The sequence below is a fragment of the Variovorax sp. YR634 genome (genome assembly GCF_900106655.1).
Lineage (GTDB): Bacteria > Pseudomonadota > Gammaproteobacteria > Burkholderiales > Burkholderiaceae_C > Variovorax.
In genome coordinates, this window is the sequence record NZ_FNOL01000007.1 from 94,883 (window position 1) to 121,090 (window position 26,208).

Sequence of the window (26,208 nt, forward strand, 5' to 3'; positions counted from 1 at the left end):
CGGGGCTCAGGGTGCGCAGCTCTTCACGGGGGCAACGCCGGTGTCGGGTTGCGTGGGCGTGGTGGGGGGCGTCGGTGTGCCGCCGACGAAGCCGCCGCCACCTCCGCTGCCGCCGCAGGCGGAAAGGGCGCAGGCCAGAACGAGCGCGGGCACGAGGCGCGCGCAAAGAAGGGTTTGAACTTGCATGGTTTGATCCTCTGGAATCGTTGTTGTCTTGGGGCTCGGGGGTGATTGGGGTCAGGGCAGCGTCGACAGCGGCGTGCCCGACTTGAAGATGCTGGTCAGCTCGTCGTTCGTGAGCGAGCGGTTCCAGATCGCGAAGTCGTCGAAGTCCATGGCGCCGCGCGGCGAAGAGGTTTCGCGCTGGTAGTAGAGGCCGGTGCCGTCCTCGTTCAGGCCCAGGCCGTTGCCCAGGCCGCCGAGCTTGTCGACCAGCGCGCTGGTGATGGCGGTGCTGTTGGTCTGGATGCCCCTGACGGGGTCCATCACGTAGCCCTTCATCGTGAGTGCGGCCTTGTCGATCACCACCGCCACGTAGGCCCACTGGCCAGCGCTCAGGCTGTAGCCGTTGCTGTCGGCGCGTGCGCTGCCCGTGCCTACGTTGAAGCGGATCTCGCAGCTGCCGAACAGCCCGATGGCCAGGCCCGCGTTGCCGCCGGTGGTGTAGTTCTTGTTGCCGATCACCGTGCCGCCGTTGCTCACGCCCTGGCTGCAGGTGTTGTCGGTGCGCAGCCAGAAGCCGATGGTGAAGGCCGTGACCGCCGGGTTGGTGGTTACGTCGCTGTTCTGCACGAGGCGATAGCCGGCCGTGCCGCTGGCGTTCTTCACGGTGCTGTCGACGCGCAGCGCCTTGGCCTTGTTGGGTGCCGGGAAGCCATCGTCGACCAGCGCGCCGCCGTTGGCGTCGGCCGCCCAGGGGGCGAGCGTGGAGGCGTTCTTCGTGTCGACGCCCGGCAATGCGTTGAGCGGGTAGTAGTTGACCAGCCCGTTCGCCAGCGTGGCGGCGAGCGTCACCGGCGGTTCCGGCGGTATCGGCTTGACGTAGGCGATCTGCGCGGTGAGTGCCACGGTGGCCTCGTTGGCGACGACCGCGTACTGGAAGGTGTACGGCCCGTCGCTCTCGGCGACGATAGGGTCGATGTAGGCATTCGAGCCGGCTGGCAGCGTAGCCACCAGCTTGCTGTCACGCAGCACCTGCACTGGCGCGGTCGTGGTGCCAGCGAGCGTCCACGACAGTTCGATGCTGCGCTTGTCCGCACCCGTCTTCGCCGAGAGACCACGCAGCGACGTGGCCGCCTGCAGGGCCTGGCCGTTGAAGCGGTAGTCGGCGGTCGCAGGCAGCGCGCCGAGGTGACGCAACACGGTCGGCGCGATGTCGGTGGCGGCCGAAAGCGCGAGCAGGCTTGCGTCAGCAGGAGCGGCCGTGCCGACGCCGGCTTGCGCCGCGAGCGTTTTGTTGCTCGCGATGAAGATGGTCTTGTTGTCGTTGTCCTGCAGGCCGGTTGCACCGCCGAAGGTGTCGAGGCCGTGGCTGGTCGTGAGGATCACGAGCCAGTCTTCCTTCGGATCGTTGGTGGTGCGCTGCGCGATGCGCGCCAGCAACTGGCCCACGCCGGCGGCGGTGTCGGCGATCGCGCGCTGGTACGCGTCGCTCTTCAGGCCGCTGCTTGCCGCCGCGCCCGGTGCGCCGTACTGCGCGACCAGCAGGTCGTAGCCCGTTTCGATGAGTTGCGCGGTGCGGTCGGTGACGCAGGTGTCGGAGCCGGCGCAGTCGATTGCGCTGTCGAGCGTGCCGGTTTCGTTCGACAGCAGCAGCGGATAGAGCGCGCTTGCGGTGACGGAAGCTGTCTTGTAGGCGGCCGCCTTGTTCTGCCTGGCGAGCGCGAACACCGAGGGCGCGAGCTTGACGTCGATGCGCTGGTCGTTCGTGTCCCAGCGCACGCCGTGGCGCTGCGCCCACGTGCCGGTCAGCAGTGTGGCCCAGCCCGGGCCGTCGGTGGTGCGCTGTTCGCTCAGCGTGCCGTTGGCACCGCCGGTCCATGCCGGTGCAACGCGCAGCGACTGCAATGCCGGCACCTTGTTCTGCGCCATGGCGTCGCGAAGCGCCGCATGCGTGAGGCCATCGATCTCGACGACGAGTGCCTTGGGCCCGCTCTTGCCCTGGTTGACTGTCGGCGCCGGGTTGCTTCCGCTACCAGGCGACTGTGTGCCGATGGGTGAGAAGCCGTTGCCGCTACCTCCACCGCAAGCGGTGAGAAGCAGCAGGGCGCACATGCTTGTTCCTGCCCATGCGCGGCGCTTGTTCATTCCTCTGATCATGTTTTCCCTCGAAGTTCTGATACGCATATCCCGCGGCTGCGCCGAAGGAACGTGGGTGTCCTTCTGTTCTTGTGCAAATAAAATTATTTGCAATAAAACACACAAATACTCTTAATGCCTCAGATACTGCGGTTCTCAGGTGACAGCGGTTTGACAATCCCCGCGAACGCCAACGCCCAAAAGAAACGGGGCCCGAAGGCCCCGCGTGAGAGAAATGAAAGGAGGAACGTGCTGCTTCAGTCAGCGAATCTGCGCTTCGTAGTCCTTCTCGAGCGCCGCGTGGTTCGTCCAGAAGCCCTGTGGCTTGCGCCCCGCCAGCACCTCGATGAGCACATCGACGTGCGCATGCCACCCGCCCGCCACGCTGACCATGTCCTTGCGGCTTGCCAGCCGGCGATGCGTGAGCACGAGCTGCGTGGTGTTGCCCTGCGGCGTGAGCTCGAAGGTGACTTCCGACGGCGCCGGGCCTTCGTCCCAGCTGATCGTCAGCAGCGTCGGCGCTTCCATGCGCACCAGCCGCGACTTCTGCACGATGGGCTGGCGGCAATCGGCGTAGCGGTCGGGAGCCACTTCGCCAGTGAGTTCGGTGTGGTTGAAACGCAGGTCGAACATCTCGCCGGGCTTCTGCGTCATGGTGCCGCCGGCAAGCCACGCGGCGCGTTTGTCGGGGTCGGTCAGGTAGGCCCACACGCGCTCGATGGGGGCGGGCAGGGTGCGCTCCATGCGCAGGGTGCCGGGGTCGACCTGCTGGCCGAGGCTGTGCTTGATCGTCATGGGTATGTGCTCCTTGTGAACGAAGAAGGGGGAGATCACTTGCGCGATTTCTCTTCGCGCCGCAGCTCCTGCTCCAGCGCGTCGAGACGGTTGTTCCAGAAGCCTTCGTAGTAGCGCAGCCATGCATCGGCTGTGGCCAATGCGGCGGGCTCCAGCCGGCAGACGTGCGCGCGGCCCTGCACGGTGCGTGACACCAGGCCCGCGCGCTCCAGCGTCTTCACGTGCTTGGACGCCCCCGCGAAGGACATGCGAAACGGCGCACCGAGTTCGCCCACGCTGCATTCGCCATGGGACAGCAACTGCAGCATGGTGCGGCGCGTGCTGTCGGCCAGGGCGTGGAATACGGCGTCGAGCCGTTCGTCTGCGAGTTCTAGTTCAACCATGAGGTTGAATATAGGCATTTCCAGATCAATGTTCAACTATATGGTTGAATAATCCTTGCCGTTACAGCGGATACACCCGGGACGCACAATGCCGTCCGGAGGCTGGATCGACGAGGGCGCCGCTCCTAGGATTCGCTTCGTACCATCCACTCGACCAAAGAAAGAGAAAACGAAATGAACCCTCTAGTCCAGCGCCGAAGCCTGCTGCTTGCCGCCTCCGTCATGCCGCTCGCCAGCGCATGCACTGCGTGGTCTGGTACGGCATCGCAGTCTTCGGCCGAAGCGCAGCTCGCCGCGCTCGAAAGTGCCTCGGACGGCCGCCTGGGCGTGGTCGGCTTCCACACCGGCAGCGGCGCGCGCATCCAGCACCGGCCGCACGAACGCTTTCCGCTGTGCAGCACCTTCAAGCTGATGCTGGCCGCGGCCGTGCTCGAACGCAGCACCAAGGACAGCGGCCTGCTGTCGAGGAACATCAGCTACAGCAAGGCGGATCTGGTCGCCTATTCGCCGATCACCGAGAAGCACGTTGCCACCGGCATGACCGTGGCCGCGATGTGCGCCGCCACCGTCCAGTACAGCGACAACGCGGCCGCCAACCTGCTGCTGAAGGTGCTGGGTGGCCCGCCCGCCGTTACCGCCTTTGCGCGCGGCATCGGCGACCAGGCCTTCAGGCTCGACCGTACCGAGCCCGAGCTCAACACCAGCATCCCCGGCGACCCGCGCGACACCACCACGCCCGCGGCCATGGCCGACAGCGTGCAGCGGCTGGCGTTGGGCGATGCGCTGGGCACAGTGCAGCGCGACCAGCTGCAGACCTGGCTGCTGGGCAACACCACGAGCACAGAGCGCTTTCTGGCGGGCGTGCCGGCCGGCTGGAAGGTGGGGGACAAGACCGGATCGGGCTCGTATGGCTCCACGAACGACGTCGGCGTGCTGTGGCCGCCGGCCGGTGCACCGATCGTGCTGTCGGTCTACCTGACCTTTCCGCAGAAGGACGCGAAGGGGCGCAACGATGTCATTGCGTCGGCGACGCGCATTGCGGTGGCCGCGCTGGCAGGCTGATCAGCGAAGGTCGAACAGCGCGGCGGCGTTGCCCCAGGCGATGCGTTGCGCTACGTCGGCCGGCAGATCGCCGAGCCAGGTGCGGTAGCCGCGCATCGTTTCGTCATAGGCGCTCCAGCGCTGGTTGACCCAGGTGTCGGAGCCGACCATGAAGCGACCCGGGTACTTGAGGATCAGCGCACGCCATTCGGGGCACAGCCTGCCGCCTTCGCAGGTCAGCCCCGGGCGGTACGAGAGCTCACCCATCAGCAGCGGATAGCGCTCCAGCAGCGCCTGCACCCGTTCGACCGGTGGGCCACCGATGCCGGTGTGGGCCCAGATCAAGCGCAGGGCCTGCCCCTTCGAAGGCGCGTTTGCCATCAGCAGGTCAATTGCCACGTCGTCGACGTGTGCGAGCACTGCGAGCTTGCGCTGCTCAGCCAGCGCTATCAGCTTCTTCGCCACGGGGCCGTTGGCATCGGCGCTGTCGTACAGGTGGAATTCCCCGAGCCCGCGATAGGGTCCGCTCGCGGTGCCGCGCGCAAGCTCGGTCTGCACCATCTCGTAGATGGTCTCGTCGCGGAACCAGTTGGTGTAGTCGTCGCGGTTGCGGTACAGGCGCACGAAGGGCACGACCGTCACGCCCGCGGCGCGTGTCTCGCGCGCTGCGGCCAGGGTCTGCGTGCCAGCGTTGGGGCGCGAATTGGCAATGATCGCCTTGACGTTGTTGCGCTGTATGCGCGCGAGCGCCTCGGCGGGCGGGTAAGGGCCGGTGTTGCCGTCCCAGGCTTCCTGGTTGTAGTGCAGGTGCGTGTCGAACAGCGGGCCTGCGTAAGCCGGGGCCTGTGCGTAGGCGCTGGGCGCGATGGTCGTGCAGGCGGCCACAAGCACGGCGGCGATTGGCGCGATGGTTTTCATGCGGTGCTTCGAGCCAGATCAGGCATCCGGGTAGTGCTCGGCCAGCACCTCGCGAACGGTTTCCTGCAGACCCTCGAACATCTCCGTGACGTTGACTGCCTTGCCGTCCTCGATCCGCTTGGAGATCATGGTCTTGGGAAACAGCAGGAGCGAGGTCTGCTTGTACCGGAGCGCGGGGTCCCGTCCGTACTCGTCCTCGACCATCCACCAGTCGAAATCGGTACGAGTGCTGATAAACACTTTGCCGAATGCGAGGCCCAGCGCCTGAAGGGAGTAGGTGGCTTCAGGCTCGACGAGCTTCGAGTCGATGACTTTCTGCAGCGCGGCGAGGTCTGTCCTTGTACCGGTCAACTCGTGACCGCTGGCTTCGGACACCAGCTCCGACGCGTGCATGAGCTGGGTGGCAATGGCCCGAAGGTCCGACTTTGCGGGGGAAACGATCTTTTGTTCCATGGCGCGAGTATTCCATCCAATCGCGCCGCGAAAAACCCTGGCCATGTGGCGCAGCACGCCTTCGTCCTACGTGTGACAGCAATTTCGCTATATTCTTGCAGATATTACGAGAGGCCTCTCGCTCGAACTTGCTGCCCAGGTGACAAACACGATGCTCAACCCGCCGTTCAAACGTCTTGTGTCGGGCCAGACTGCTGTTTCCGAAACGCAGAGCCCGGTTTTCCGCAGTGTCGCCGCCTGCTGCGATCCAGTTGTGGATGCGGACGAGCCGGCGGCGAACGGCCGCATCAGGCTTTCCGATCTGGACACGAACTTCTTCTGCTCCGTGATCGGCACCTGCCTGACGACATCCGAACTGCGCAAGCTGATGGCCCGATACGGCGACCTGCAAGGCGTGAGCGACCTGGATATCCACCACGACTCAGTGCGGCTCGCCACGCAGAACGCCGGTGTCGCCAAGGCATTGCAGAAAGCGCTGGATCATCGGCATGCTCCGGTCATCCAGCGTGTCTCGAAGATCCACATGGCCTCGGAGTTGACCGAGTTCTGGGAAGAGGCACTTCGCCAGGGAGAGATCCCCGGAGCCTACTGGGCCGTTCTCATGCATCGCAAGGCCACGCCCGAACTGAGGAGCAAGGTCTTCGGCGACGTTCACATGCTGTCGCACCTTGTGGGCGCCGCAAACCGGGCGGACATCAGGCGTCTGGTCGCGCTCGGACGGGAGAACACCGAACTGCGCGAGCGGCTGGATCGCCAGCAGCTTCGGTCGCACGAACTCACCGAGGAGCGGGACAGCGCGGTCTCGAAGTTGCAGCACCAGCTGATTCATCACGCCGCAAGCCCCAAGGGGCCATCGTTTCCGCCGGATGAACCCGAGATGGCGGCGCGGATCAGGCAGGAAGAGAGCGAGCGGGCCGCATCCCTGATTGCAGTCCAGACCGGGCGGCGCGAGCGCGCCGAGCAGGCTGCTGTGGCGGCCGTTGCCGAGGCGAGCCGGCATCAGGAAGAACTGGATCACCTGCGCGAGCATGCGATCGCACTCGGCCGCGAACTCGCGGCAGCCGAGGCCCAGCTGAAGCTGAATGCCGGCGAAGCCGCACCCAGCGCCTATCTCGACAGCCAGTTGCAAGGCCGGCGGATTCTCTATGTCGGCGGCCGGCCGAGTTCGATGCCGGCCATCCGCGATCTCGTGCATCGGCACGGCGGCGAGTTCCAGCGCCACGGCGGCAGGCTCGAAGACCGGTCGGGGCTGCTGGCCTCCGCGGTGTCCTGGGCCGAGGTGGTGGTGTTTCCGGTCGACTGCATCGACCATGAGTCGGTGGACAGCCTCAAGCGGCTCTGCGTGCGTCAGCAGGTCCGGTATGTGCCCCTGCGCAGCGCCGGCATCGGATGCTTTGCTGCGGCTTTTTCCAGCCCGCCGGCCGAGAGCCCGGAGGGGCCAGGCCTGTCGTCAGGCGGGTCGATCTGCAGGCGCAACGGCTGAAGGCGCCTGCATTGCCTGCCTGATAAGGCTGGCCTATCACGCGGTCGAATCAAACGATTGGCGCCGAAAACGCCCTTCGGAAACCATCTCTCCCGGTGCAGCAATGTTGCTGCAACCCCAACCAGGAGATGAAATTGGCCAAGATTGTTTGTGTGCTCTACGACGACCCCGTCACCGGCTACCCCAAGACCTACGCCCGCGACGACCTGCCGCACCTGGAGCGCTACCCAGACGGACAGTCGCTGCCCACGCCCAAGGGCATCGACTTCAAGCCCGGCACCTTGCTGGGCAGCGTGTCGGGCGAACTGGGCCTGCGCAAGTACCTGGAGTCCAACGGCCACCAGCTGGTCGTGACCTCCAGCAAGGACGGCGCCGACAGCGTGCTCGACCGCGAACTGCATGACGCGGAAATCGTGATCTCGCAGCCCTTCTGGCCCGCCTACATGACGGCCGAGCGTATCGCGAAGGCGCCGAAGCTCAAGATGATCGTGACCGCCGGCATCGGCTCGGACCACACCGATCTGCAGGCCGCCATGGACCGCGGCATAACCGTGGCCGAGGTGACCTACTGCAACAGCAACAGCGTGGCCGAACACGTCGTGATGATGACGCTGAGCCTGGTGCGCAACTACATCCCCTCGTACAACTGGGTGATCAAGGGCGGCTGGAACATCGCTGACTGCGTGGCGCGCTCGTACGACCTCGAAGGCATGAACATCGGCACCGTGGCCGCCGGCCGTATCGGCCTGCGCGTGTTGCGCCTGCTGAAGCCCTACGACGTCAAGCTGCACTACATGGACCGCCACCGCCTGCCGGAGGCCGTGGAGAAAGAGCTCGGCCTTACGCACCACACCAGCCTGGAGAGCCTGTCGAAGGTGTGCGACGTGGTCACGCTGAACTGCCCGCTGCACCCCGAAACCGAGAACATGGTCAATGCGCAGTCGCTGAAGAACTTCAAGCGCGGCGCCTACCTGATCAACACGGCACGCGGCAAGCTGTGTGACCGTGATGCGATAGCCGCTGCGCTCGAGAGCGGCCAGCTCGCCGGCTATGCAGGCGACGTGTGGTTCCCGCAACCGGCACCGGCCGACCACCCGTGGCGCACCATGCCGCACCACGGCATGACGCCGCACATCTCGGGCACGAGCCTCTCGGCGCAGGCGCGTTATGCGGCCGGCACGCGCGAGATCCTGGAGTGCTACTTCGACAAGCGGCCGATCCGCAACGAGTACCTGATCGTCCAGGGCGGCGAGCTTGCGGGCGTCGGGGCGCACTCGTACAGCGCCGGCAATGCGACCAAGGGGTCGGAAGAGGCTGCGCGCTTCGCGAAGAAGTAAGGAAAGTCCGCTCAGGTGGGCGGCAGAAAACCGTCCACCCAGCCCTGCAGATCGAGTTCGCGAAAGCGGCGCATGGCGGCGTCCAGCAATGGCGCCCGCGGCTGCTGCCCGAGCATGACAAGGCCGATGTCGCGCTGCAGCTGCGGCGCCATCGGTATTGCGCAGAGCTGTTCGGCCGACTCCGTCAGGCACAGCACGCTGTGCGGCAGGATGCTGTAGAGCCCGGCCCGGCGCACATGCGCCCACAGCGCGGTCATTGAATCCGTCTCCACCTGCGGCACCGCTTCCACGCCCGCCGCGGCAAAGGCTGCGTCCATGCCGCGACGGCACTGCAGGTTGGTGGTGAAAAGGCACAGCGGAAAGCTCGCCGCGTCCGACCACGAAATCGACGTCATGCCCTCGAGCATCGACTTGTCGGCCGCGACGAACACGTAGCGCTCGCGAAAGATCGGCAGCGTCTCGAAGGCGCCCAGCCGTTCGTCGTCGAGGTAACTGAGCCCGAGGTCGAGCTCGAAGTTGGCGATCTTGCGTAGCGTGTCGGTGGCCGACAGCGTGTAGATCTCGTGCCGCATGCGCGGGTACTGCTGCAGGCAGCACTGCGTGAGCATCGGCACCAGCGGCAGGGAGGCGGGGATCACGCCCATCCTCAGCGTGCCGACAGGGTCGTCTTCACTGGCACGGGCGTCCTGGCGCAGGCTTTCGCAATCGGCCAGCACGCGCCGCGCCCATGCGAGTACGCGCTCTCCGTCCTTGGTGAAGCCCTCGAAGCGCCGTCCACGCTGGACGATGACAACGCCCAGTTCCTGCTCGATGCCGCGGATCGCGCCCGACAGCGCAGGCTGCGACACATTGCATGCGGCGGCCGCGCGGCCGAAATGCTTTTCCTGCGCCAGCGCGACGACGTAGCTCAACTGTCGAATGAACATGGGTCAACCCTTGTCGGTGAGTCGAACCATTGTATTTTTGGAAATATAGCGAAACGGAATCGAGGTTATCTGAAAGAAGGCAGGCAGTTCAGGTTTGCACGTACTCGTCAGGCCCTGGCACTGCCGGCGCGGGCTGCGGCTCGCCGATCATCTCGCGCAAGGTCGATTCGATCGTGCGGGACATGGTGTCCAGCGCAAGGTCGTTCGGCGAGGTGCCGAAGGGGTCTTCGATCTCGGCCCCGAGTGCTTCGAGCGCGAAGAAGGTGTAGGCGATGAACGCGACCACCACCGGCGTCATGGGGCCGATGGCGTCTACCAGGCCGAAGGGCAGCAGCACGCAGTACAGGTAGATCGTGCGGTGGATGATGACCGAGTAGGTGAATGGAATCGGCGTGCCCGCGATGCGCTCGCATCCGCCCAGCGCTTCGGTCAGGCGGCCCAGCGGAATTTCCATGGCCTGCGCGAGCGTCGGGTCGAGCTGGCCGCCCCTCCGTTTGTCCCGCAGCCATTCGCCGACCATCAGCAGGAGAACGGCCGGCTTGAAACGCGCGGCCTGCAGGCGGGCGCAGTCTTCGGGCGGCAGCAGCCGTGCGAGATCAGCCGAGGGATCGGTGCCGCGCAACTGGTGGCGCAGTGCATGCACGAAGGCAATGAGGCGAAGCGTCGGCTTGCCTGCCTCGGCGGGCGCATCGGCCAGCGTCAGCACCTGCCGCACCAGCGAGCGGGTTTCGTTGAGCAGCGTGCCCCACAGGGTGCGCGCCTCCCAGTAGCGCGAGTAGCTCGTGCCGTTGCGAAAGCCCAGGAAGATGGCCAGCGTCAGGCCGATGAGCGAGAAGGGCACGAAGTTGAGCGGCACCTTCCACTGGAACAGCCGGCCGTGAAGCACCGTCACCAGCACCGCGAAGGCGGTGGTCCACAGGAGCTGCGGCGCTATGTCCAGCAGGACCGAGCCGCGCCACACGAAGAGCATGCGCAGCCAATGAGGGCGGGGTCGGACGATCATCGGTCGGCGATTATCCCCGCACGACCGGCCCGCAGGCCCCTTACAGCACGAACCAGCCCACCGCCACGTAGTGGCTCGCAGTGCCTGCCAGCACGAACAGGTGCCAGGCTCCGTGCGCGTGCCGGAAGCCTTGCCTGTTGCGATAAAACACGGTACCCGCCGTGTAGAGCACGCCGCCGATCAGCAGCCATGCGAGCCCCGCGCCGTCGAGCCGCGCGGCCAGCGGCACGGCGGCCAGCACGCCGAGCCATCCCATTCCGATGTACAGCGCCAGCGAGGGCTTCTTCGCCTCGCCGCCCTTGGCCGGCATCAGCTCGCGCCAGATGCCGAAGAGCGCCGCGCCCCAGATCGTCGCCAGCAGCAGCCAGCCCCATGGGCCTTGCAACGTGACCAGCGCAAAGGGCGTGTAGGTGCCGGCGATCAGCAGGTAGATGGCGCAGTGGTCGGCGCGCTCCCACATGCGCTTGAGCCGCCCGCGCGTGCTGTGAAAGAGGGTGGAGGCCGCATACAGGGCCACGGCCGAGAGTGAGAACACCAGCGCTCCCGCGATGCGCGCGGGGTCGCCGGTGGGCAAGGTCTTGGCGAGCAGCAACGCCGTTGCAGGCAGCGCGAGCAGCAGGCCTAGCAGGTGGCTGTATCCGTTGAGTCGTTCTCCGGGGTACATCGTGCTGGCTGCCTTTCGCCGTTCTGCCTCAGCGGCCCGTTTCCTTCAGGTACGCCTTGCGCGCCGCGAACGCCGTGTTCGCGAAGTCCGAGAACACGCCGTCGATGCCGGCGCGGAAGTACGCCAGGTACTCGGCTGTCGGGTCGCCCTTGTAGATGCCGGCCAGGTACTTCGCCTCGTTGCGGAAGGTGTAGCTGTGTACGAACAGGCCGGCCTTGTGTGCATCGGCGATCAGGCTGGTGGGCTTGATGGTGTTCACGTCGGCCAGGCCCTTGTTGGGCGTGACGAAGGGCACGATGGTGTGGGCCATGACCTGCGGCTTCCACGGGCCGATGCCGTCGGCATAGGTCTTCACGTCGGCCAGGCCTGCGGGCGTGAGCATCTCGCCGAACCACTTGGGGTTGCCGGCCAGCGTCCAGCTGTAGGGGCGGCCGTCGACGAAGGTGTAGACGTCCTTGGTGACGTAGATCATCTCGCCAGTCTGGTAGTTGACGTCGTTGCCGTCCACCAGTTGAACGGCGCGGGCCTTCATACCGGCCGAGCGCAGGTACTTCAGGCTCTCGGGCTCGAAGCTCTGCACGAAGATCGGCGCGTCTTTCCGGTTCAGATCGTTGAAGTTCATGATCTTCAGCAGCGCGTCTTCCAGCGGATGGCTGCCCGCAGGGCCGCAGCCGTTGGCAATGGCCTGCGCGTTGTTCCAGATCGGGTTCTTGGTCTCCGGGTACACGGTGAGCGTGCGGCCCGTGGAGGCGCTCTTGGCCTTGGCGATGTCGATCACTTCCTGGAAGCTCAGGATCGGCAGCTTGCCGTTGAGGTCGGTGGGGCGCTGGTCCTTGGCGTCGTAGGTGGTGCCGCGGATCCACTGGCGCAGCTCGTCCATCGTGAAGTCGGTGATGGACCAGTCGTTGGTGTGGTCCTCGCCGTCGACGATGAGCGACTTGAGCACCGACTTCGGATCGCTCGGATCGGTCAGGTCGCTCAGGTACTGGGCCGGGCCGTTGGCCTCGATGGCCGGGTACTTCACGTCGACCAGCACGCCGGGCACGGTGCGCTTGCGGCCCGCAACGGTGGAATTGGTCGCGGCCACGTCGGCGATGTTGGTGTTGTCGCTGAGCCAGGGGTTGTGACGTGCGACGAGCACGCAGTCCTTGGTGAGGTGCAGGTCGGTCTCGAGCGAATCGGCGCCGGCATCGGCCGCGGCTTCGTAGGCGACCTTGGTTTCTTCGGGGTACAGCCCCGGCAGGCCGCGATGGCCGATGATCAGGGGCACGGAGCCGTCGAGCGTGCCCAGCGGTGCGGGGGCAGGGGGAGCCGGGGCTGGTGCGGGCGCCGGTGCCGGCGGGAGGACCGGGAACGAGACGCCTCCATCGCTGCCGCCGCCACATGCGGCTATCACGAGGCAGCCACCGATGGCTGCGATGGCGGCGCGAACCGGGCGGGGCGCGGGCGCGGGAACGTTCTTTTTCATGTGGAGTTTTCGAATATTTGTTGAAAGAGAAACGAAAGCCGCCGGATGCTAGGTTTGCCCCGTGACGGGACAGTGACCGGCGAGTGCCCGCTGACGAGCCCTGAGATCACGCAGGCGCGTAGGTGCGACCAGTGCGTGCGAACGTGCTTGGAGACAGCCCCACCGAGCGGCTGAAGGCAGTGCTGAACGCGCTTGCCGACTGATAGCCGATTGCATGCGCGACCTCTCCAAGCGAAAGACCGTCATGCCACAGCATGTCCTTGGCCAGAGCCATCCGCCATCGCAGCACGTACTCCATCGGGGGCACACCAAGAATCTGTGTGAAGCGGGCGGCAAATGCGGCGCGCGACATTCCGACTTTCTTCGCGAGATCCTCGATGGTCCAGCGCCGTGCCACGTCCTCGTGAATAAGCCGCAGCGCATCCGCCATTCGCGCATTTGCCAGGCCCGCCAGGAGCCCGGAAATCGGCGCGTCGTCTTGTGTCGGCCGCCAGCGCAGGGCCTCGATCAGCATGATCTCGACAAGGCGCGTCAGGATGGCGTCGCCACCGGGTCTCGGGGTCGTGTTCTCTTCATCGATGGCGCGCGCAATCCACGTCAAGCGCGCCGCTCCGCTGTCGGCAGCCTTGATGTGAACCACCGTCGGCAGGAGCCCCACCAGCAGCGGGGCACTCGTCGGGTCGAACAGGAAGTAGCCGCCGAGCATCCTGACCGCCGCCTCGTCCCCCTGGGTGCCATGGCGGATCTCTCCTGCCGGGCTGGCATCTGCGACGCGCATGGTGGGGCGATCCATGGCCTCGAGGTCGCTGCCCATCCGGAAGCCGGGCGTTGCCGGCAGCAAGACGTAGTCCCCGGGTTCCATCAGGAAGGGCTCTGCCGAGTCCAGGTTCAGCCAGCACGAGCCTTTCAGCATCAGGCAGAAGCTGGGCTGTCCGTAGTTCGGGTATTGCACTGCCCAGCTACCCGCGCCGCTGACGAACTTCGACAGAACGGTTCGTGGACGGAGCAAAGCCACGATGGAAGCCAGTGGGTCAGCGTTTAGACGATCGCGCATGAAATCGAGATTAGGCGGGATGGATCGTCTCGGTCAAGAACCCTAGCATCGGTCCGATCTTGAAAGGACATCGAACATGAAAACTGTACTTATCACTGGCTGCTCTTCGGGTTACGGCAAAGCCACGGCAGAGCATTTCCTCAAGCAAGGCTGGAACGTCGTCGCGACGATGCGCAAACCGGATCCGGCGTTTCTGGGTGAGCCTTCGCAGCGCTTGCGCGTGGTCCAACTCGACGTGACGAACAACGACAGCATCGTGCAAGCCATCGGCCAAGGCATCGCCGCCTTCGGCAAGATCGACGTGCTGGTGAACAACGCGGGAATCGGCTTGTTCTCTGCCTTCGAGGTGACGCCAATGGAAACCGTGCGCGAGGTGTTCGAGACCAACACCTTCGGCGTCATGGCAATGACCCAGGCCATGATTCCGCTCATGCGCGAGCGCGGGGAAGGGGCCATCGTCAACGTGACCTCCAGCGTCTGCTTCGCCGGCATGCCGATGGTTGCGCCCTATGCGGCGAGCAAGTTCGCCATCGAAGGGTTCACCGAGGCCCTGTTCTTCGAACTCGAATCCATTGGTGTGCGCGTCAGGCTCGTGGAGCCCGGCTATGGTCCCGGGACGGCCTTCACGGCAAACGGCATGGACCGCATGAACGGCTTGATCTCGCCGCCGTACCAGGCGTATGCAGGGCAGCTCATGGCGCAGTTCGGGACTGCCGGCGCGGTGACGACTCCGGATCAGGTCGCGGCTGCCGTCTTCGCTGCTGCTACGGAAGAGTCCGAAACGCTGCGCTTCCCGGCCGGACCGGACAGTGCCCACTTGGCCAATGCACGGTGGAACAGCACCGACGAGCAATTCCTGACAGGAATGCGGTCGATGCTGCGCATGAAGAGGTGAGTCGCGGCGCTCAGGGCCGCGTACCCACCAGCACCGGCTGGAAGAACGCGCCGTCGATGCGCCGCACGTCCTTCAGCCCCGCTTCTTGCATGAGCTCGCTCAGCCGCGTCGTCGATATGGCGTAGTAGCGCGAGCGCATCACGCGCGTGCTCACTGCGTGCGTGGCGAGGTCTTCCGTGACGAAGAAGAAGCCAAGGTCGTAGTGCTCGCCCGTGCCTCCGTCATCGAAATCCCAGACCTGGAACAGCACATGGCGTTGGCCGTTCTCCACGCGTGCGCCGTAGTGCTTCACGAGGTTGCTGCCGCGCTCTTCCTTCGCGTAGTCGCGCACGCTGACGACGCAGCCGCCGCCCGGGCGCAGGCAGGCGGTCATCTGGCGCAGGGCGGTCAGCAGGTCGGAGTCGGTCTGCAGATGCGGCATCGAGTTGTCGCATGACATCACGATGTCGAAGCCGCTGCCGTGATGCGTGTGCGCTTCGCGCATGTCGCACACCGAGAAAGCGATGTCGAGGCCGCGCAGTTTCGCTTCATGCCGCGCGCGTTCGATCTCGTTGGCCGACAGGTCGGAGGCCGTCACCACGTGGCCGAGTGCCGCGAGCCCGAGCGCTTGCGTGCCGATGCCGCACGACACGTCGAGCACTTTGCGATGCGCGCCACCACCGGGCCATTCGGCCTCGATGAGTTGCGAGAGCTTGTCGCCCTGCAGGCGGATGCTCTCGCTCCAGTCCGGATAGATCAGGTGATAGAGCGGTGCGAGCTCGTCGTAGAAATCGTCGGTCATGCGCTTTATCGTGGCACCTTGCCCACGGTGTTCGGCGCCCGGAGAAAGTCGAAGTCCACGCCCTTGTCGGCCTGCATCACGGTCTGCAGGAACAGCTTCTTGTAGCCGCGCTCGGCGGTGGGCTCGACCACCGTCGTTTCCTGCGCGCGGCGCGCCAGTTCTTCGTCCGTCACCAGCAGCGAGATCTCGCGCTTCGCCACGCTCAGCCGGATGCGGTCGCCGCTGCGCACATACGCCAGAGGCCCGCCGATGGCCGACTCGGGCGTCACGTGCAGCACGATGGTGCCGAAGGCGGTGCCGCTCATGCGACCGTCGGAGATGCGCACGATGTCTTTCACGCCGGCGCGCGCGAGCTTGCGTGGAATGGGGATGTAGCCCGCCTCCGGCATGCCAGGCGCCCCCTTGGGGCCGATGTTCTTGAGCACCAGCACGTCTTGCGGCGTGACGTCGAGCGCGTCGCTGTCGATGCGCTGCATCAGGTCTTCGGCGTTCTCGAAGACCACGGCGCGGCCCTCGTGCTCCATCAGCGCCGGGTCGGCGGCCGATTGCTTGATGATCGCGCCGCCTGGCGCCAGGTTGCCCCACAGCACCGCGATGCCGCCCTGCGGATAGATCGGCTGGCTGGCGGGCCGCACCACGTCCTGCCTGAAGCCTGGCCCTGCGCGCTCGATTTCCTCGCCCAGTGTGCGGCCCGTGACCGTGAGTGCATCGAGGTGCAGCAGCGGCTTGAGTTCGCGCAGCAGTGTGGCCATGCCGCCGGCGGCGTGGAAGTCTTCCATGTAGTGCTGGCCCGAGGGCTTCAGGTCGAGCAGCACCGGCGTTTCGCGGCCCATGCGGTCGAGCGCGAGCAGGTCGATGTCCAGGCCCATGCGGCCGGCAATGGCCGCGAGGTGCACGATGCCGTTGGTCGAGCCGCCGATGGCCAGCAGCACGCGCATCGCGTTCTCGAAGGCGGCGGGGGTCAGCACCTTGTCGATGGTGAGGCGGTCGCGCGCGATCTGCACGGCCTGCGCGCCGGTCTGCTCGGCAATGCGGATCCGGTCGGCCGTTACGGCTGGTGGCGAGGCGCCGCCCGGCATCGTCATGCCCAGCGCCTCGGCAATGCAGGCCATGGTGCTGGCCGTGCCCATCACCGAGCAGGTGCCCACGCTCGCGACCAGCTGGTTGTTGACGTCGGCGGTTTCCTCGGCGTCGATCTCGCCCGCGCGGTACCTGCCCCAGTAGCGGCGGCAGTCGGTGCAGGCGCCCACGCGTTCGCCGCGGTGGCTGCCCGTGAGCATCGAGCCGGTGATGAGCTGGATCGACGGCAGGCCTGCGGAGGCCGCGCCCATGAGCTGCGCAGGCACGGTCTTGTCGCAGCCGCCGATGAGCACTACGGCGTCCATGGGCTGCGCGCGCACCATCTCCTCGGTGTCCATCGACATCAGGTTGCGCAGGTACATGCTGGTCGGCGCGGCGAAGCTCTCGTGCACCGAGATGGTCGGAAAGTCCATCGGCAGGCCGCCCGCGAGCATCACGCCGCGCTTGACGGCCTCGATGAGTTGAGGCGCATTGCCATGGCAGGGGTTGTAGGCGCTGCCGGTGTTGGCGATGCCGACCACGGGGCGATCGAGCGCCGCATCGGTGTAGCCCGCGCCCTTGATGAAGGCCTTGCGCAGGAAGAGCGAGAAGCCGCGGTCGCCATAGCTGGTCAGGCCCTTGCGCATGCCCGCGTTGCAGTTGCTGTTGTTGTCGTCGGGCTCGAAGGGGGATTCGGACATGGGACGTGGTTTTGTTGTTCGTCGGAACTGGTATTTGACTCGCTGACAGCTTTTCTGGCTTTCTTTCAGCGCGCGCCTTCGGCCAGTGCAGCCTCGTAGACCGCGAGGTCGCCTGGAGAGAAGCAGCAGAAGACGACTTCCTCCACTGACGTGACGACCGCCAGCGCTTCGCGCACGGTGCTCACCGCGACCTTTGCCGCCAGTTCGACGGGATAGCCATAGATGCCCGTGCTGATGCTGGGAAACGCGATGCTGCCCACCCCTTGCCCGGCGGCGAGCGCCATCGAGCGCCGGTAGCACGACGCGAGCAGTTCGGGCTCGCCCGCCTCGCCACCACGCCACACAGGGCCGACCGTGTGAATGATGAAGCGGGCAGGCAGGCGGTAGCCCTTCGTGAGCTTGGCATCGCCCGTCTTGCAGCCGCCCAGCAGCCGGCATTCGTGCACCAGCTCCGGCCCTGCGGCGCGGTGGATCGCGCCGTCCACGCCACCGCCGCCGAGCAGCGAGGAGTTGGCGGCGTTGACGATGGCGTCGACCTGCAGCGTGGTGATGTCGGCGCGGATGGCGTGAAGGGTGGTCGTCATGGTGCGGTGGCTCGGGGCTGGCATCGTAGGCGCGCGGGCCGGAGTCGGGCAAACCCGCTTTCGATGTTTGTTGCAAATATTTACGATTCCCGGGTCGGGCGCATTTGCCCGGCGTCCGTCCGCTGCCATGGCGTCGATCTTGCATACGGCCGGACTGTTCTCAACCCGAGGGAGAGTCGATGAAAAGCTTGTTGCCATGGCGCCGCGCCGGTGTTCTTTGCATGGCGCTCGCAGGGGCGGTAGCCGCCCATGCGCAGGTGCTGCAGTTCAAGTGGGGCCATGTCTACGAGCCCACGAGCATCTTCCACCAGCAGGCAGAGCTTGCGGCGCGCAAGATCGCCGAACAGTCCGACGGCAAGATCAAGATCGAGGTGGTGCCGTCTTCCAAGCTGGGACAGGAGGCCGACTTTCCGCTGATGCTGGCGAACGATTCGGTGCAGATCGCCTACGTCGGGCAGGCCACGCTGGCCGAGGGCTATCCACCGCTGAGCCTTGGGAGCTATCCCTTCGCCTTCAAGGACCTCGACCACATGCGCAAGTACTTGGCTAGTCCACTGCTGGCCGACCTGATGAAGGGCTACAACGAGCGGAGCGGCAACCGCATGGTGGCCGCCGTGTACTACGGCGCGCGCCAGGTCACGTCGGCCAAGCCGCTGTCGAAGCCCGAAGACTTCCGCGACCTGCGTCTTTACGTGCCTGCCGCCGCGGCCTACCAGCTGTTTGCCACCGCGCTCGACGCCAAGCCGGTGACGCTGCCTTTCATGAGCCTCTACAGCGCGCTCAAGAAGAACGAGGTGGAGGCACAGGAAAACCCGCTGGACATCGTCAAGTCGAAGAAGCTCTATGAAGTGCAGAAGTACGTACTGCTGACGGCGCACGTCTACGACACGCTGGGCATCGTCATCGGCAAGGCCGCGTGGGCCAGGCTCGCGCCGCAGCAGCAGGCGATGGTCGAGAAGGTACTGGTGGAAACCGCGAAGTGGACCAACGTCGGCGTGATCGCCGGCGAACTCGAGGACGAGAAATTCCTGCGCGACAAGGGCATGACCGTGGCGCCGGTCAACCGGCAGCTGTTCCTGGAGCGGATCGTCAAGCGCTCGACGCCTGAGCAGGCGGGGGCGCGGCCGGGCGACTACGCAAAGCTGCAGGCGCTGGCAGGGGCGAATTAAGGCGCTTCGAAAGCACGCAGCAGCGCCTGCGACAGTTCGGCCACGAGTGCTTCGCGCTGGGGCGAGGGGCGCCAGAAACTGCGCGTTGCAATGCCTGTCGATTCCCACTCGGGATGGTTGCGTGCCGGCTGCGCGCCGCGCACCGCGGCCGCGGCGGCTCGCGTGGGGGAATCGCCGTCCTCGGGCGATTCGGCGGCGATGCGCTGCGTGGCCGCATGGCCGCGCTGCTCCAGCGCCTGCGTGAGCTTCAGCTGCCACGCGACCAGCGTGAACAGCACGCCGTCTTCCACGGTGAGTTCGTGCACGTCGCGCAGCTTGTTGGCCAGCTTGCGGCCGAGCGGCCCCCAGCCCTGCGACACCGCACCGCCGATGGCGCCGCCCAGCGCTGCACCCGCGCCGAGCGAGATGCCGGCCACGGCCAGGTCGGCGACCACGCCCACCGCCGCGCCGATGACCGCGCCCTTGCCGAGGCGCAGGCCCGCGTCCTTCATGGCTTCGGGGCTGAAGAAGTCGAGCGTCCAGCGGCCTTCGATCATCGGCAGCGGGGCCTCATCGGCGTCGCCCTGGCGAAAGCCGTAGAGCGCAAGCAGGTCGTCGGTGCAGCGCTGGGCCTTGTCGAACACGGCCTTCTGTAGTGCTGCGACGAGGGCCTGCCGTCGCGCGGCGTCGGCAAATTCGGTGGACGACACCGTGCGCCGCACCGCAGCGGCATCGACCAGCAGGGCGGCGATGCGCGTGCAGGCGGACTGGCGGCGTTGTACCGCTTCGTCGACCAGTGCATCGACGACGCCGTGCAGCAGGTCGCGGCGCTCGCGCAGCAGCGTGGCCAGGTCGTTGTACAGGTCCTGCTCGGCGCCGACGAACGGGGCAGCCGCGTCGAAGCGCACCTGCACGTGCAGGCCGTAGGCCGAGAGCAGCTCTTTCCACGCCGGCTCGCGGCTGGCGGCATCGCGCACGAAATTCAGCACCGGCAGAACAGGGCGCGCGCAGTAGTTGAGCAGCTCGATCTCGTCGCGGAACTTGGGCAGCACCGGTTCGCGCACATCGATGACGAGAAAGGCCGCGTCGATGTCGAGCATGGTGCGCAGCACCTTGGCCTCCTGCTCGAACACGCCATGGGCTTCGGGGCCCTGCAAGAACTGGCGGATGCGGTCGGGGGGCGTCGCTTGCGCATCGAAGCCGGCGAGGTGCTCGCGCAGCGCGACGGCGTCTTCGAGGCCCGGCGTGTCGAAGAAGCGCACGGCGGCTTCGCCGTTCACGTCGAGGTCGACCGATTCGACATGGCGCGTGGTGCCGGGGCGCTGCGACACCTCGCCGAAGCCGATGCGCCGCGTGAGCGTGCGCAGCAACGAGGTCTTGCCGGCGTTGGTGTGGCCGACGACGGCGATGCGGATGGGCTGTTGCGTCATGGGGCGATCGCGCTTTCCGGCAAGGCGATGTCCAGGCGATCGCTGGCGGTGATGCGCTCCAGGCCAGTGTCGCGCAGCCAGTCGAGCCATCGCTGCGTGGCGCTCGCACCGGGCGCGTCGGCCAGCCACAGGCGGCACTCGCCGCAATGCGCCAGCACTTCGCGCAGGAAACGTTCGGTGCCGCGGTCGGGGCTCGATGCGGCGTGGCACACCAGCAGTACCGTGCGCGGATGGGTAGGGGCCAATTGGTCGAGCAGGGCGCGGCGCGCGGGCGCACTGCCGTCGATGCGCTGCGCCTGCGTCGCGACGCCGGCGGGCAGGGCGGCTGGAGGCCACGGCATGTCGGGCGGCAGTTCGAAGCCGACGACGAAGAGGGCATCATGCAGTTCCGAGGCCGGCAGGCCCGTGGGCACGGCGCCGCGCCTGCGGCCCGGATCGGCATCGACGATGGCCGCCGGCGCCAACGCGGCAAAGCGGGCCAGCAGCTTGCGGTAGTAGGGCTCGCGCCAGTCGGGCTGCAGCGCCTTGCGGCGGCGCTTCCAGACAAAGGCGCTCAGCAGCACGAGCGCGACGCGCGGCAGCAGCCCGTAGACGACGATGCAGCCGGTCAGCCACAGCGCCCACGTGCGTTGGCCCGCGGCACCCGGGGCGGCGGCCAGCACGGTAGCGGCGTCGGGCACTGGAAAGCCAAGCTTCGCCGGCGCCCAGCCCAGCACCTGCACTACGTGCACGAAGAAGTCCGGGTCAAGAATCGTCGTCTCCCAGCTCAACGTGTAGCTGCGAAACGCGAGCGCGAACAGCATCGCGGCCAGCACCACGGCAAACGACAGCGACCAGATGCCATGGCTCACCAGCCCGAAGGCCCACGGCAGCAGCTTCGCGCGGGACAGCAGTTCCGTGGTCGCACGCACCAGCACCGGCGCCTGTCCACGCTTGCCGCCCGCCACCCGCGCGGTGAGCGACAGCCAGATCCAGCCGAGCGATGCGGTATTGAACGAGCCGAGCTGCATCCACAGGCCCACGAGCCACAGCAGCAGCGTGAGCGCGTGCAGGCCCAGCAGGCTCACGAGCGCGACGATCACGTTGATGTGGCGCTCGCCGCCGCCGACCACGCTGCCCGCCAGCCCGAGACCGGCCATGACGATCAGCGCCACCAGCGCGAGCAGCACCCACGGCGCCCACTGCCGGGCGCGTGCGAGTTCAGGCTGCAGGCCGATGCGCTCGCCGAGCTGTAGCGCGCGTTCGGTGACTTGCCCGTGGGCATCGGCTGTGCGCGAGGCGGCGATGCGAAGGGCTTGCGCGTCGTCGAGCGGGCCGCTCTGTTCGGTCCATCGGATCGCCTCGGTGATCACCGCATCCGGAAAAGCAGATTCGCGCAGCGCGGTGTTGGTCAACAGGGTCCCTTCGCAGCCAATCGGTCAATGAGGCCCCGCACGGCGCCGGGGCGCGCAAATTATGCCCGGCGAGCTTCGGGCGGCCACGACGAGAAACGGGGCCGCAAGCGGCCCCGTTGTGCATGGTGCGGGAGTCGGTGGCGCGTGCCCGGTCTCAGCGAAGGCCGAAGAACGAAAGCACGGCTACGACAACCACGACCAGACCGACGATGTAGATGATGGAATTCACGCGAAGACTCCTCTGGGTTGAAGATGAGTCCAGCATTGCGCCGCGTTCGCGGCATCACTGTCGGCAGGGGGCGGCGTGCGATGTAGGCGCGTGCGAAGCATCGGCCCACGACATGTCCCGCATCAGCGCTTCCTGACCGGGCCGAGCGCCCGCTCGAGCAGCCACAGCATCGCCGTACGGGTTTCCTCTACGTCCGCGCCTGCGTCGATGGCCAGCGCGGCCCGGTCGAAGGCCGCCGCGAGCAGCGGGGTCAGGGCGTCGAGCGACGCCTCGCCCTTGTCCTTGCCCAGGCCGGCGCGCTCCAGCCCCTGTCGCAGCGACTTCGCCGAGGTCGCGTCGTCCATCGCCATGACTTCGGCCATGCCCAGCACCGCCGGCCCGTCGATCAGCAGCAGCCGCGTGCGGCCCGGCACCGTCATCGCATTCAGATAGGCCTTGCTGCCTTCGAGCAGCGCCTCGCGCGGCGATAGTTGCTCGGGCGTGGCCGCCTCGATGTCGGCAGCCACGGCTTCGCCTTCGCGCAGCAGCACCTGACGGAACAGGTCGCGCTTGTCCGCGAAGTGGTGGTACAGCGCGCCGCGGGTGATGCCGGCTGCCGTCGCAATCTCCGGCGTCGAGGTGTCGCCGTAGCCCTTGCCGACGAAGAGCGCGCGTGCCGCCTCGATCAGCGCAAGGCGGGTGGTTTCCGTACGTTCACGGTTGGTTCGGACTGGGGTGGGTGAATCGGCCATTTACATACAGTCTGTCTGTAAGTTATATTCAAATTTACATGCAGCCTGTATGTTAAATGAAAGGACCCATCGTGAAAGTGACGAGCTACTACCCCGTTCTCATGACCAACGACGTGGCGGGAACGGCGAACTTCTACCAGGCGCACTTCGGCTTCACGCCGCTGTTCACGAGCGACTGGTATGTGCACCTGCAACTGGCGGACGAGCCCTCGGTGAATCTCGCCGTGCTCGACGGCCGGCACGAAACCATTCCGGCGGCCGCGCGCGGTCAGGTGGCCGGCGGCACGTTGCTGAATTTCGAGGTGGACGACCCCGACGCGGTGCACGACCGGCTGAAGGCCGCCGGCCTGCCGATCCTCCTGCCGCTGCGCGACGAGGCCTTCGGCCAGCGCCACTTCATCACGCGCGACCCGAACGGTGTGTTGATCGACATCATCAAGCCGATCCCGCCGAGCGGGGAGTTCGCTGCGCAATACGAGGCCGGCGCGTTGCCGACCTGACAACGATCAGGCGCGCAGTGCTTCGTCTTCTTCCAGGCTGTCGCCGAGGAAGCCGCCGCTCTGGTGCGCCCAAAGCCGCGCATACAGGCCGCCCTGCGCCATCAGCGTGCGGTGGTCGCCTTCTTCCACCACGCGGCCTTCGTCGAGCACGATGAGCCGGTCCATCGCCGCGATGGTCGACAGCCGGTGCGCGATCGCGATCACGGTCTTGCCTTCCATCAGCGTGTAGAGGCTCTGCTGGATGGCGGCTTCGACTTCCGAGTCGAGCGCGCTGGTGGCTTCGTCGAGCAGCAGGATCGGTGCGTCCTTCAGCATCACGCGCGCGATGGCCACGCGCTGGCGTTGGCCGCCCGAGAGCTTTACGCCGCGTTCGCCCACATGTGCCTCGTAGCCGCGGCGCCCGCTCGCGTCGCCCAGCGTCTGGATGAAGTCGTGCGCTTCCGCACGCCCGGCGGCCGCCTCGATCTGCTCATGCGTGGCGTCGGGCCGGCCATAGGCGATGTTGTCGGCCACGGAGCGGTGCATCAGCGAGGTGTCTTGCGTGACCATGCCGATGTGGCTGCGCAGCGAGTCCTGCGTGACGTGCGCGATGTCCTGCCCGTCGATCAGGATGCGGCCGCTTTCCAGGTCGTGAAAGCGCAGCAGCAGGTTCACCAGCGTCGACTTGCCCGCGCCCGAACGGCCGACCAGGCCGATCTTCTCGCCCGGCTTCACCGTCAGGTTCAGGTCGTCGATCACGCGGCGGCCTGCGTCGGCATAGCGGAAGCTCGCATGCTCGAAACGCACCTCGCCGCGCGGCACGTCGAGCACCGTGGCATTGGCCGCGTCGAGCACGGTGCGCGGGCGCGAAAGCGTCTTCATGCCGTCCTGCACGGTGCCGATGTTTTCGAACAGGCTGGTCATTTCCCACATGATCCAGTGCGACATGCCCTGCAGCCGCAGCGCCATTGCCGTGGCCGCGGCCACCGCACCCACGCCGACCGTGCCGTGCGACCACAGCCACAGTGCCACACCCGCCATGCCGGCCGTGAGGCCCATGCTCAGCGTGTGGTTGACGATTTCGAAGGCGCTCACCAGGCGCATCTGGCCGTAGCCGGTCTTCATGAACTCGCGCATCGCGTCGCGCGCGAAGCCGGCCTCGCGCTGCGTGTGCGAGAACAGCTTGACGGTCGCGATGTTGGTGTAGGCGTCGGTCACGCGGCCGGTCATCATCGCGCGGGCGTCGGCCTGCGCCTTGCCGACCTTGCCCAGGCGCGGCACGAAGTACACCAGCGAGCCGATGTACAGCGCCAGCCAGATGATGAAGGGCCACACCAGCTGCGCGTCGAGCACGCCCACCAGGATGATCATGGTGGCCACGTACACGCCCATGGCCACCAGCACGTCGGCCAGCACGAACACGGTGTCGCGCACCGCGAGCGCGGTCTGCATCACCTTGGCCGTGATGCGGCCGGCGAACTCGTCCTGGTAGAAGGCCATGCTCTGGCCCAGCATCAGCCGGTGAAAGTTCCAGCGCAGGCGCATCGGCAGGTTCACCGCGAGCGTCTGGTGCTTCACGATGGTCTGCAGCGCGACCACGCCGATGCTGATCACCAGGAACGCGGCCAGCCACATGAGCGTGGTGCCGCGGTCTGCCCACAGGCGCGCGGGCACCTGTGGGCCAAGCCAGTCGACGATGCGCCCGAGGATCGCGAACAGCGCCGCCTCGAAGATCGACATGACGGCGGTGAGCGCCGCCATCGCCGCGATCTTGCCGCGCACGCCGTGCGTGCAGGCCCAGAGAAAAGCAAGGAAGCCCTGCGGCGGCAATGCGGGTTCGGCGGCGGGGTACGGATGGAGGAGTTTTTCGAAGAAGCGGAACAAGGACTGAGTCTCCCGGAGAGCTCAGGACTGTAGCCGCGCCTGCATGACCTTGCCCCGAAAAGGTGCGTTCGGTGGCGCATCCAGGCCCAGCCGCTCGCCCAGGAAGTCGATGAAAGTACGCAGCTTGGGCGACATGTACTGCCTGCTGGTGTACACCGCGAAGAGCGTGACGGGCGTGGCTTCGAACTCCGGCAGCAGCCGCACCAGCCGGCCCTGCGCGATGTCGTCGTCGATCAGCCACAGCGGCATGAAGGCGATGCCCATGTCCGCGTGCACAGCATGCAGCGTGAGCGTGGTGTCGTCGGAGCGCATGGCCGGCGCCAGCCGCAGCGGAAACATCCGCCCGCCCGGGCCCTTGAGCGCGAGGTTGTCCAGGTTCACGTAGCTCGGCACGATGGCGCCCAGCTTCGCGAGGTCGGCCGGCACTTCGGGTGCGCCGCCCATGCGCTTCAGGTAGGCCGGTGTGCCCGCCAGGAAGAAGGGCACGCGGCACAGCGGCCGGGCGATCAGGGCGGGCGAGGGTTCCTGCGTGGCGCGCAAGGCCAGGTCGTAGCCGTCGGCCGCGAGATCGACCTTGCGGTTTTCCAGGTGCATGTCGACCAGCACCTCCGGGTACTTTTCGCGGTAGTCGGCCAGCACCCGCGCGAAACGCGGCGTGGCGCACCACACGGGCGCGCTCACCTTGAGCTGGCCGCGTGGCGTGTCGTGCGTCTGGCCGATGGCGGCTTCGGCCGCGTCGAGCAGGTCGAGTGCGCGGCGGCTCTGCTCGTACCAGGCGGTGCCAGCCTCGGTCAGGCTCAGGTGGCGGCTGGAGCGGTGCAGCAGCCGCGCACCGAGCGACTTCTCAAGCTGCGCCACGTGCTTGCTGGCCATTGGCGGCGACATGTTCAGCCGCTCGGCCGCAGCCACGAAACTGCCCGCCTCCACGACTTCGCGGAACACCCGCAGGCTAGTCATCCGGTCCATGTGAGCATCCTTCAAGCTTTCCTGTGAGGAACTGATTCGATGCATCGTAGCCTGTCGATTTCCCTGCAGGAAATGTCTACAGTCGATGCAACGCTTTCAAGGAG

At 66.6% G+C, this 26,208-nt stretch carries 25 protein-coding genes; 6 read left to right on the forward strand and 19 right to left on the reverse strand.

The window, feature by feature from the left end:
• Window positions 1–6: 6 nt before the first annotated feature.
• From BLV60_RS14695 to BLV60_RS14710, 4 genes are all read right to left on the reverse strand, one after another.
• Window positions 7–186, reverse strand: a complete 180-nt coding sequence (locus tag BLV60_RS14695) for a hypothetical protein (protein WP_093055695.1) — start codon at window positions 184–186, stop codon at window positions 7–9.
• 51 nt (window positions 187–237) lie between these two features.
• Window positions 238–2,274: a LamG-like jellyroll fold domain-containing protein gene (locus BLV60_RS14700; protein WP_093055976.1), complete on the reverse strand. Its 2,037-nt coding sequence runs from the start codon at window positions 2,272–2,274 to the stop codon at window positions 238–240.
• A gap of 285 nt (window positions 2,275–2,559) precedes the next feature.
• Window positions 2,560–3,093: an SRPBCC family protein gene (locus BLV60_RS14705; protein WP_093055696.1), complete on the reverse strand. Its 534-nt coding sequence runs from the start codon at window positions 3,091–3,093 to the stop codon at window positions 2,560–2,562.
• Between the two features lie 35 nt (window positions 3,094–3,128).
• On the reverse strand, window positions 3,129–3,476 hold the full coding sequence (locus tag BLV60_RS14710) for an ArsR/SmtB family transcription factor (protein WP_093055698.1): 348 nt from the start codon (window positions 3,474–3,476) through the stop codon (window positions 3,129–3,131).
• A gap of 174 nt (window positions 3,477–3,650) precedes the next feature.
• On the opposite strand from BLV60_RS14710, the gene bla reads away from it, so the two are divergent.
• A complete protein-coding gene (gene bla, locus BLV60_RS14715; protein ID WP_093055700.1) occupies window positions 3,651–4,538 on the forward strand; it encodes a class A beta-lactamase in 888 nt (295 codons plus the stop codon).
• Here bla and BLV60_RS14720 read toward each other — a convergent pair whose 3' ends face one another.
• The gene (locus BLV60_RS14720; RefSeq protein ID WP_093055702.1) at window positions 4,539–5,435 is read right to left on the reverse strand and encodes an amidohydrolase family protein; all 897 of its coding nucleotides are present in this window, start codon (window positions 5,433–5,435) and stop codon (window positions 4,539–4,541) included.
• Between the two features lie 18 nt (window positions 5,436–5,453).
• Window positions 5,454–5,888: a DUF3806 domain-containing protein gene (locus BLV60_RS14725; RefSeq protein WP_256216612.1), complete on the reverse strand. Its 435-nt coding sequence runs from the start codon at window positions 5,886–5,888 to the stop codon at window positions 5,454–5,456.
• 151 nt (window positions 5,889–6,039) lie between these two features.
• Between BLV60_RS14725 and BLV60_RS14730 the strand changes: the two genes are divergently transcribed.
• Window positions 6,040–7,371 (forward strand): DUF2325 domain-containing protein, encoded by a 1,332-nt coding sequence (locus BLV60_RS14730; protein ID WP_093055703.1) that lies wholly within the window; start codon window positions 6,040–6,042, stop codon window positions 7,369–7,371.
• 134 nt (window positions 7,372–7,505) lie between these two features.
• A complete protein-coding gene (locus BLV60_RS14735) occupies window positions 7,506–8,708 on the forward strand; it encodes an NAD-dependent formate dehydrogenase (protein ID WP_093055980.1) in 1,203 nt (400 codons plus the stop codon).
• An 11-nt stretch (window positions 8,709–8,719) separates the two neighbouring features.
• On the opposite strand, the gene BLV60_RS14740 is transcribed toward BLV60_RS14735, so the two are convergent.
• From BLV60_RS14740 to BLV60_RS14760, 5 genes are all read right to left on the reverse strand, one after another.
• The gene (locus BLV60_RS14740) at window positions 8,720–9,634 is read right to left on the reverse strand and encodes a LysR family transcriptional regulator (RefSeq protein WP_093055705.1); all 915 of its coding nucleotides are present in this window, start codon (window positions 9,632–9,634) and stop codon (window positions 8,720–8,722) included.
• 88 nt (window positions 9,635–9,722) lie between these two features.
• Complete coding sequence (locus tag BLV60_RS14745; protein WP_093055707.1) at window positions 9,723–10,637, reverse strand: bestrophin family protein; 915 nt, start codon at window positions 10,635–10,637, stop codon at window positions 9,723–9,725.
• 40 nt (window positions 10,638–10,677) lie between these two features.
• Window positions 10,678–11,301 (reverse strand): PAQR family membrane homeostasis protein TrhA, encoded by a 624-nt coding sequence (locus BLV60_RS14750; RefSeq protein ID WP_093055709.1) that lies wholly within the window; start codon window positions 11,299–11,301, stop codon window positions 10,678–10,680.
• 28 nt (window positions 11,302–11,329) lie between these two features.
• Window positions 11,330–12,769: a glycerophosphodiester phosphodiesterase family protein gene (locus tag BLV60_RS14755; protein ID WP_093055711.1), complete on the reverse strand. Its 1,440-nt coding sequence runs from the start codon at window positions 12,767–12,769 to the stop codon at window positions 11,330–11,332.
• Window positions 12,770–12,875: 106 nt separating this feature from the next.
• Complete coding sequence (locus BLV60_RS14760; protein WP_093055713.1) at window positions 12,876–13,823, reverse strand: AraC family transcriptional regulator; 948 nt, start codon at window positions 13,821–13,823, stop codon at window positions 12,876–12,878.
• A gap of 76 nt (window positions 13,824–13,899) precedes the next feature.
• On the opposite strand from BLV60_RS14760, the gene BLV60_RS14765 reads away from it, so the two are divergent.
• Window positions 13,900–14,718 (forward strand): SDR family oxidoreductase, encoded by an 819-nt coding sequence (locus BLV60_RS14765; RefSeq protein WP_093055715.1) that lies wholly within the window; start codon window positions 13,900–13,902, stop codon window positions 14,716–14,718.
• Between the two features lie 10 nt (window positions 14,719–14,728).
• Here BLV60_RS14765 and BLV60_RS14770 read toward each other — a convergent pair whose 3' ends face one another.
• The 3 genes from BLV60_RS14770 to BLV60_RS14780 all read right to left on the reverse strand — a co-directional run bounded on the left by BLV60_RS14770 (window position 14,729) and on the right by BLV60_RS14780 (window position 17,843).
• Complete coding sequence (locus BLV60_RS14770) at window positions 14,729–15,499, reverse strand: class I SAM-dependent methyltransferase (protein WP_093055717.1); 771 nt, start codon at window positions 15,497–15,499, stop codon at window positions 14,729–14,731.
• Window positions 15,500–15,504: 5 nt separating this feature from the next.
• Complete coding sequence (locus tag BLV60_RS14775) at window positions 15,505–17,259, reverse strand: IlvD/Edd family dehydratase (RefSeq protein ID WP_093055720.1); 1,755 nt, start codon at window positions 17,257–17,259, stop codon at window positions 15,505–15,507.
• A gap of 65 nt (window positions 17,260–17,324) precedes the next feature.
• The gene (locus BLV60_RS14780; RefSeq protein ID WP_093055722.1) at window positions 17,325–17,843 is read right to left on the reverse strand and encodes an O-acetyl-ADP-ribose deacetylase; all 519 of its coding nucleotides are present in this window, start codon (window positions 17,841–17,843) and stop codon (window positions 17,325–17,327) included.
• A gap of 179 nt (window positions 17,844–18,022) precedes the next feature.
• Here BLV60_RS14780 and BLV60_RS14785 point away from each other — a divergent pair, with 179 nt between their 5' ends.
• Complete coding sequence (locus BLV60_RS14785; RefSeq protein ID WP_093055724.1) at window positions 18,023–19,012, forward strand: sialic acid TRAP transporter substrate-binding protein SiaP; 990 nt, start codon at window positions 18,023–18,025, stop codon at window positions 19,010–19,012.
• Here the strand turns inward: BLV60_RS14785 and BLV60_RS14790 are convergent.
• The 3 genes from BLV60_RS14790 to BLV60_RS14800 form a co-directional block, all read right to left on the reverse strand.
• On the reverse strand, window positions 19,009–20,421 hold the full coding sequence (locus tag BLV60_RS14790; RefSeq protein ID WP_093055726.1) for a GTPase/DUF3482 domain-containing protein: 1,413 nt from the start codon (window positions 20,419–20,421) through the stop codon (window positions 19,009–19,011). The genes BLV60_RS14785 and BLV60_RS14790 overlap by 4 nt on opposite strands.
• Window positions 20,418–21,815 (reverse strand): DUF2868 domain-containing protein, encoded by a 1,398-nt coding sequence (locus BLV60_RS14795; protein WP_093055728.1) that lies wholly within the window; start codon window positions 21,813–21,815, stop codon window positions 20,418–20,420. Before BLV60_RS14795 ends, BLV60_RS14790 begins: the two co-directional genes overlap by 4 nt.
• Before the next feature lie 351 nt (window positions 21,816–22,166).
• On the reverse strand, window positions 22,167–22,775 hold the full coding sequence (locus tag BLV60_RS14800) for a TetR/AcrR family transcriptional regulator (RefSeq protein WP_093055730.1): 609 nt from the start codon (window positions 22,773–22,775) through the stop codon (window positions 22,167–22,169).
• A gap of 56 nt (window positions 22,776–22,831) precedes the next feature.
• Here BLV60_RS14800 and BLV60_RS14805 point away from each other — a divergent pair, with 56 nt between their 5' ends.
• Window positions 22,832–23,275 (forward strand): VOC family protein, encoded by a 444-nt coding sequence (locus BLV60_RS14805; RefSeq protein ID WP_256329105.1) that lies wholly within the window; start codon window positions 22,832–22,834, stop codon window positions 23,273–23,275.
• 6 nt (window positions 23,276–23,281) lie between these two features.
• On the opposite strand, the gene BLV60_RS14810 is transcribed toward BLV60_RS14805, so the two are convergent.
• Both BLV60_RS14810 and BLV60_RS14815 read right to left on the reverse strand, forming a co-directional pair.
• Window positions 23,282–25,138: an ABC transporter ATP-binding protein gene (locus tag BLV60_RS14810; protein WP_093055732.1), complete on the reverse strand. Its 1,857-nt coding sequence runs from the start codon at window positions 25,136–25,138 to the stop codon at window positions 23,282–23,284.
• A gap of 21 nt (window positions 25,139–25,159) precedes the next feature.
• A complete protein-coding gene (locus BLV60_RS14815) occupies window positions 25,160–26,104 on the reverse strand; it encodes a LysR family transcriptional regulator (RefSeq protein WP_093055734.1) in 945 nt (314 codons plus the stop codon).
• Between the last annotated feature and the right edge of the window lie 104 nt (window positions 26,105–26,208).

Bases quoted from the DNA above. Each gene is read 5' to 3' on its own strand.
- BLV60_RS14695 (WP_093055695.1), bottom strand. From the start codon at position 186: ATGCAAGTTCAAACCCTTCTTTGCGCGCGCCTCGTGCCCGCGCTCGTT.
- BLV60_RS14700 (WP_093055976.1), bottom strand. From the start codon at position 2,274: ATGTGCGCCCTGCTGCTTCTCACCGCTTGCGGTGGAGGTAGCGGCAAC.
- BLV60_RS14705 (WP_093055696.1), bottom strand. From the start codon at position 3,093: ATGACGATCAAGCACAGCCTCGGCCAGCAGGTCGACCCCGGCACCCTG.
- BLV60_RS14710 (WP_093055698.1), bottom strand. From the start codon at position 3,476: ATGGTTGAACTAGAACTCGCAGACGAACGGCTCGACGCCGTATTCCAC.
- bla (WP_093055700.1), top strand. From the start codon at position 3,651: ATGAACCCTCTAGTCCAGCGCCGAAGCCTGCTGCTTGCCGCCTCCGTC.
- BLV60_RS14720 (WP_093055702.1), bottom strand. From the start codon at position 5,435: ATGAAAACCATCGCGCCAATCGCCGCCGTGCTTGTGGCCGCCTGCACG.
- BLV60_RS14725 (WP_256216612.1), bottom strand. From the start codon at position 5,888: ATGGAACAAAAGATCGTTTCCCCCGCAAAGTCGGACCTTCGGGCCATT.
- BLV60_RS14730 (WP_093055703.1), top strand. From the start codon at position 6,040: ATGCTCAACCCGCCGTTCAAACGTCTTGTGTCGGGCCAGACTGCTGTT.
- BLV60_RS14740 (WP_093055705.1), bottom strand. From the start codon at position 9,634: ATGTTCATTCGACAGTTGAGCTACGTCGTCGCGCTGGCGCAGGAAAAG.
- BLV60_RS14745 (WP_093055707.1), bottom strand. From the start codon at position 10,637: ATGATCGTCCGACCCCGCCCTCATTGGCTGCGCATGCTCTTCGTGTGG.
- BLV60_RS14750 (WP_093055709.1), bottom strand. From the start codon at position 11,301: ATGTACCCCGGAGAACGACTCAACGGATACAGCCACCTGCTAGGCCTG.
- BLV60_RS14755 (WP_093055711.1), bottom strand. From the start codon at position 12,769: ATGAAAAAGAACGTTCCCGCGCCCGCGCCCCGCCCGGTTCGCGCCGCC.
- BLV60_RS14760 (WP_093055713.1), bottom strand. From the start codon at position 13,823: ATGCGCGATCGTCTAAACGCTGACCCACTGGCTTCCATCGTGGCTTTG.
- BLV60_RS14765 (WP_093055715.1), top strand. From the start codon at position 13,900: ATGAAAACTGTACTTATCACTGGCTGCTCTTCGGGTTACGGCAAAGCC.
- BLV60_RS14770 (WP_093055717.1), bottom strand. From the start codon at position 15,499: ATGACCGACGATTTCTACGACGAGCTCGCACCGCTCTATCACCTGATC.
- BLV60_RS14775 (WP_093055720.1), bottom strand. From the start codon at position 17,259: ATGTCCGAATCCCCCTTCGAGCCCGACGACAACAACAGCAACTGCAAC.
- BLV60_RS14780 (WP_093055722.1), bottom strand. From the start codon at position 17,843: ATGACGACCACCCTTCACGCCATCCGCGCCGACATCACCACGCTGCAG.
- BLV60_RS14785 (WP_093055724.1), top strand. From the start codon at position 18,023: ATGAAAAGCTTGTTGCCATGGCGCCGCGCCGGTGTTCTTTGCATGGCG.
- BLV60_RS14790 (WP_093055726.1), bottom strand. From the start codon at position 20,421: ATGACGCAACAGCCCATCCGCATCGCCGTCGTCGGCCACACCAACGCC.
- BLV60_RS14800 (WP_093055730.1), bottom strand. From the start codon at position 22,775: ATGGCCGATTCACCCACCCCAGTCCGAACCAACCGTGAACGTACGGAA.
- BLV60_RS14805 (WP_256329105.1), top strand. From the start codon at position 22,832: ATGAAAGGACCCATCGTGAAAGTGACGAGCTACTACCCCGTTCTCATG.
- BLV60_RS14815 (WP_093055734.1), bottom strand. From the start codon at position 26,104: ATGGACCGGATGACTAGCCTGCGGGTGTTCCGCGAAGTCGTGGAGGCG.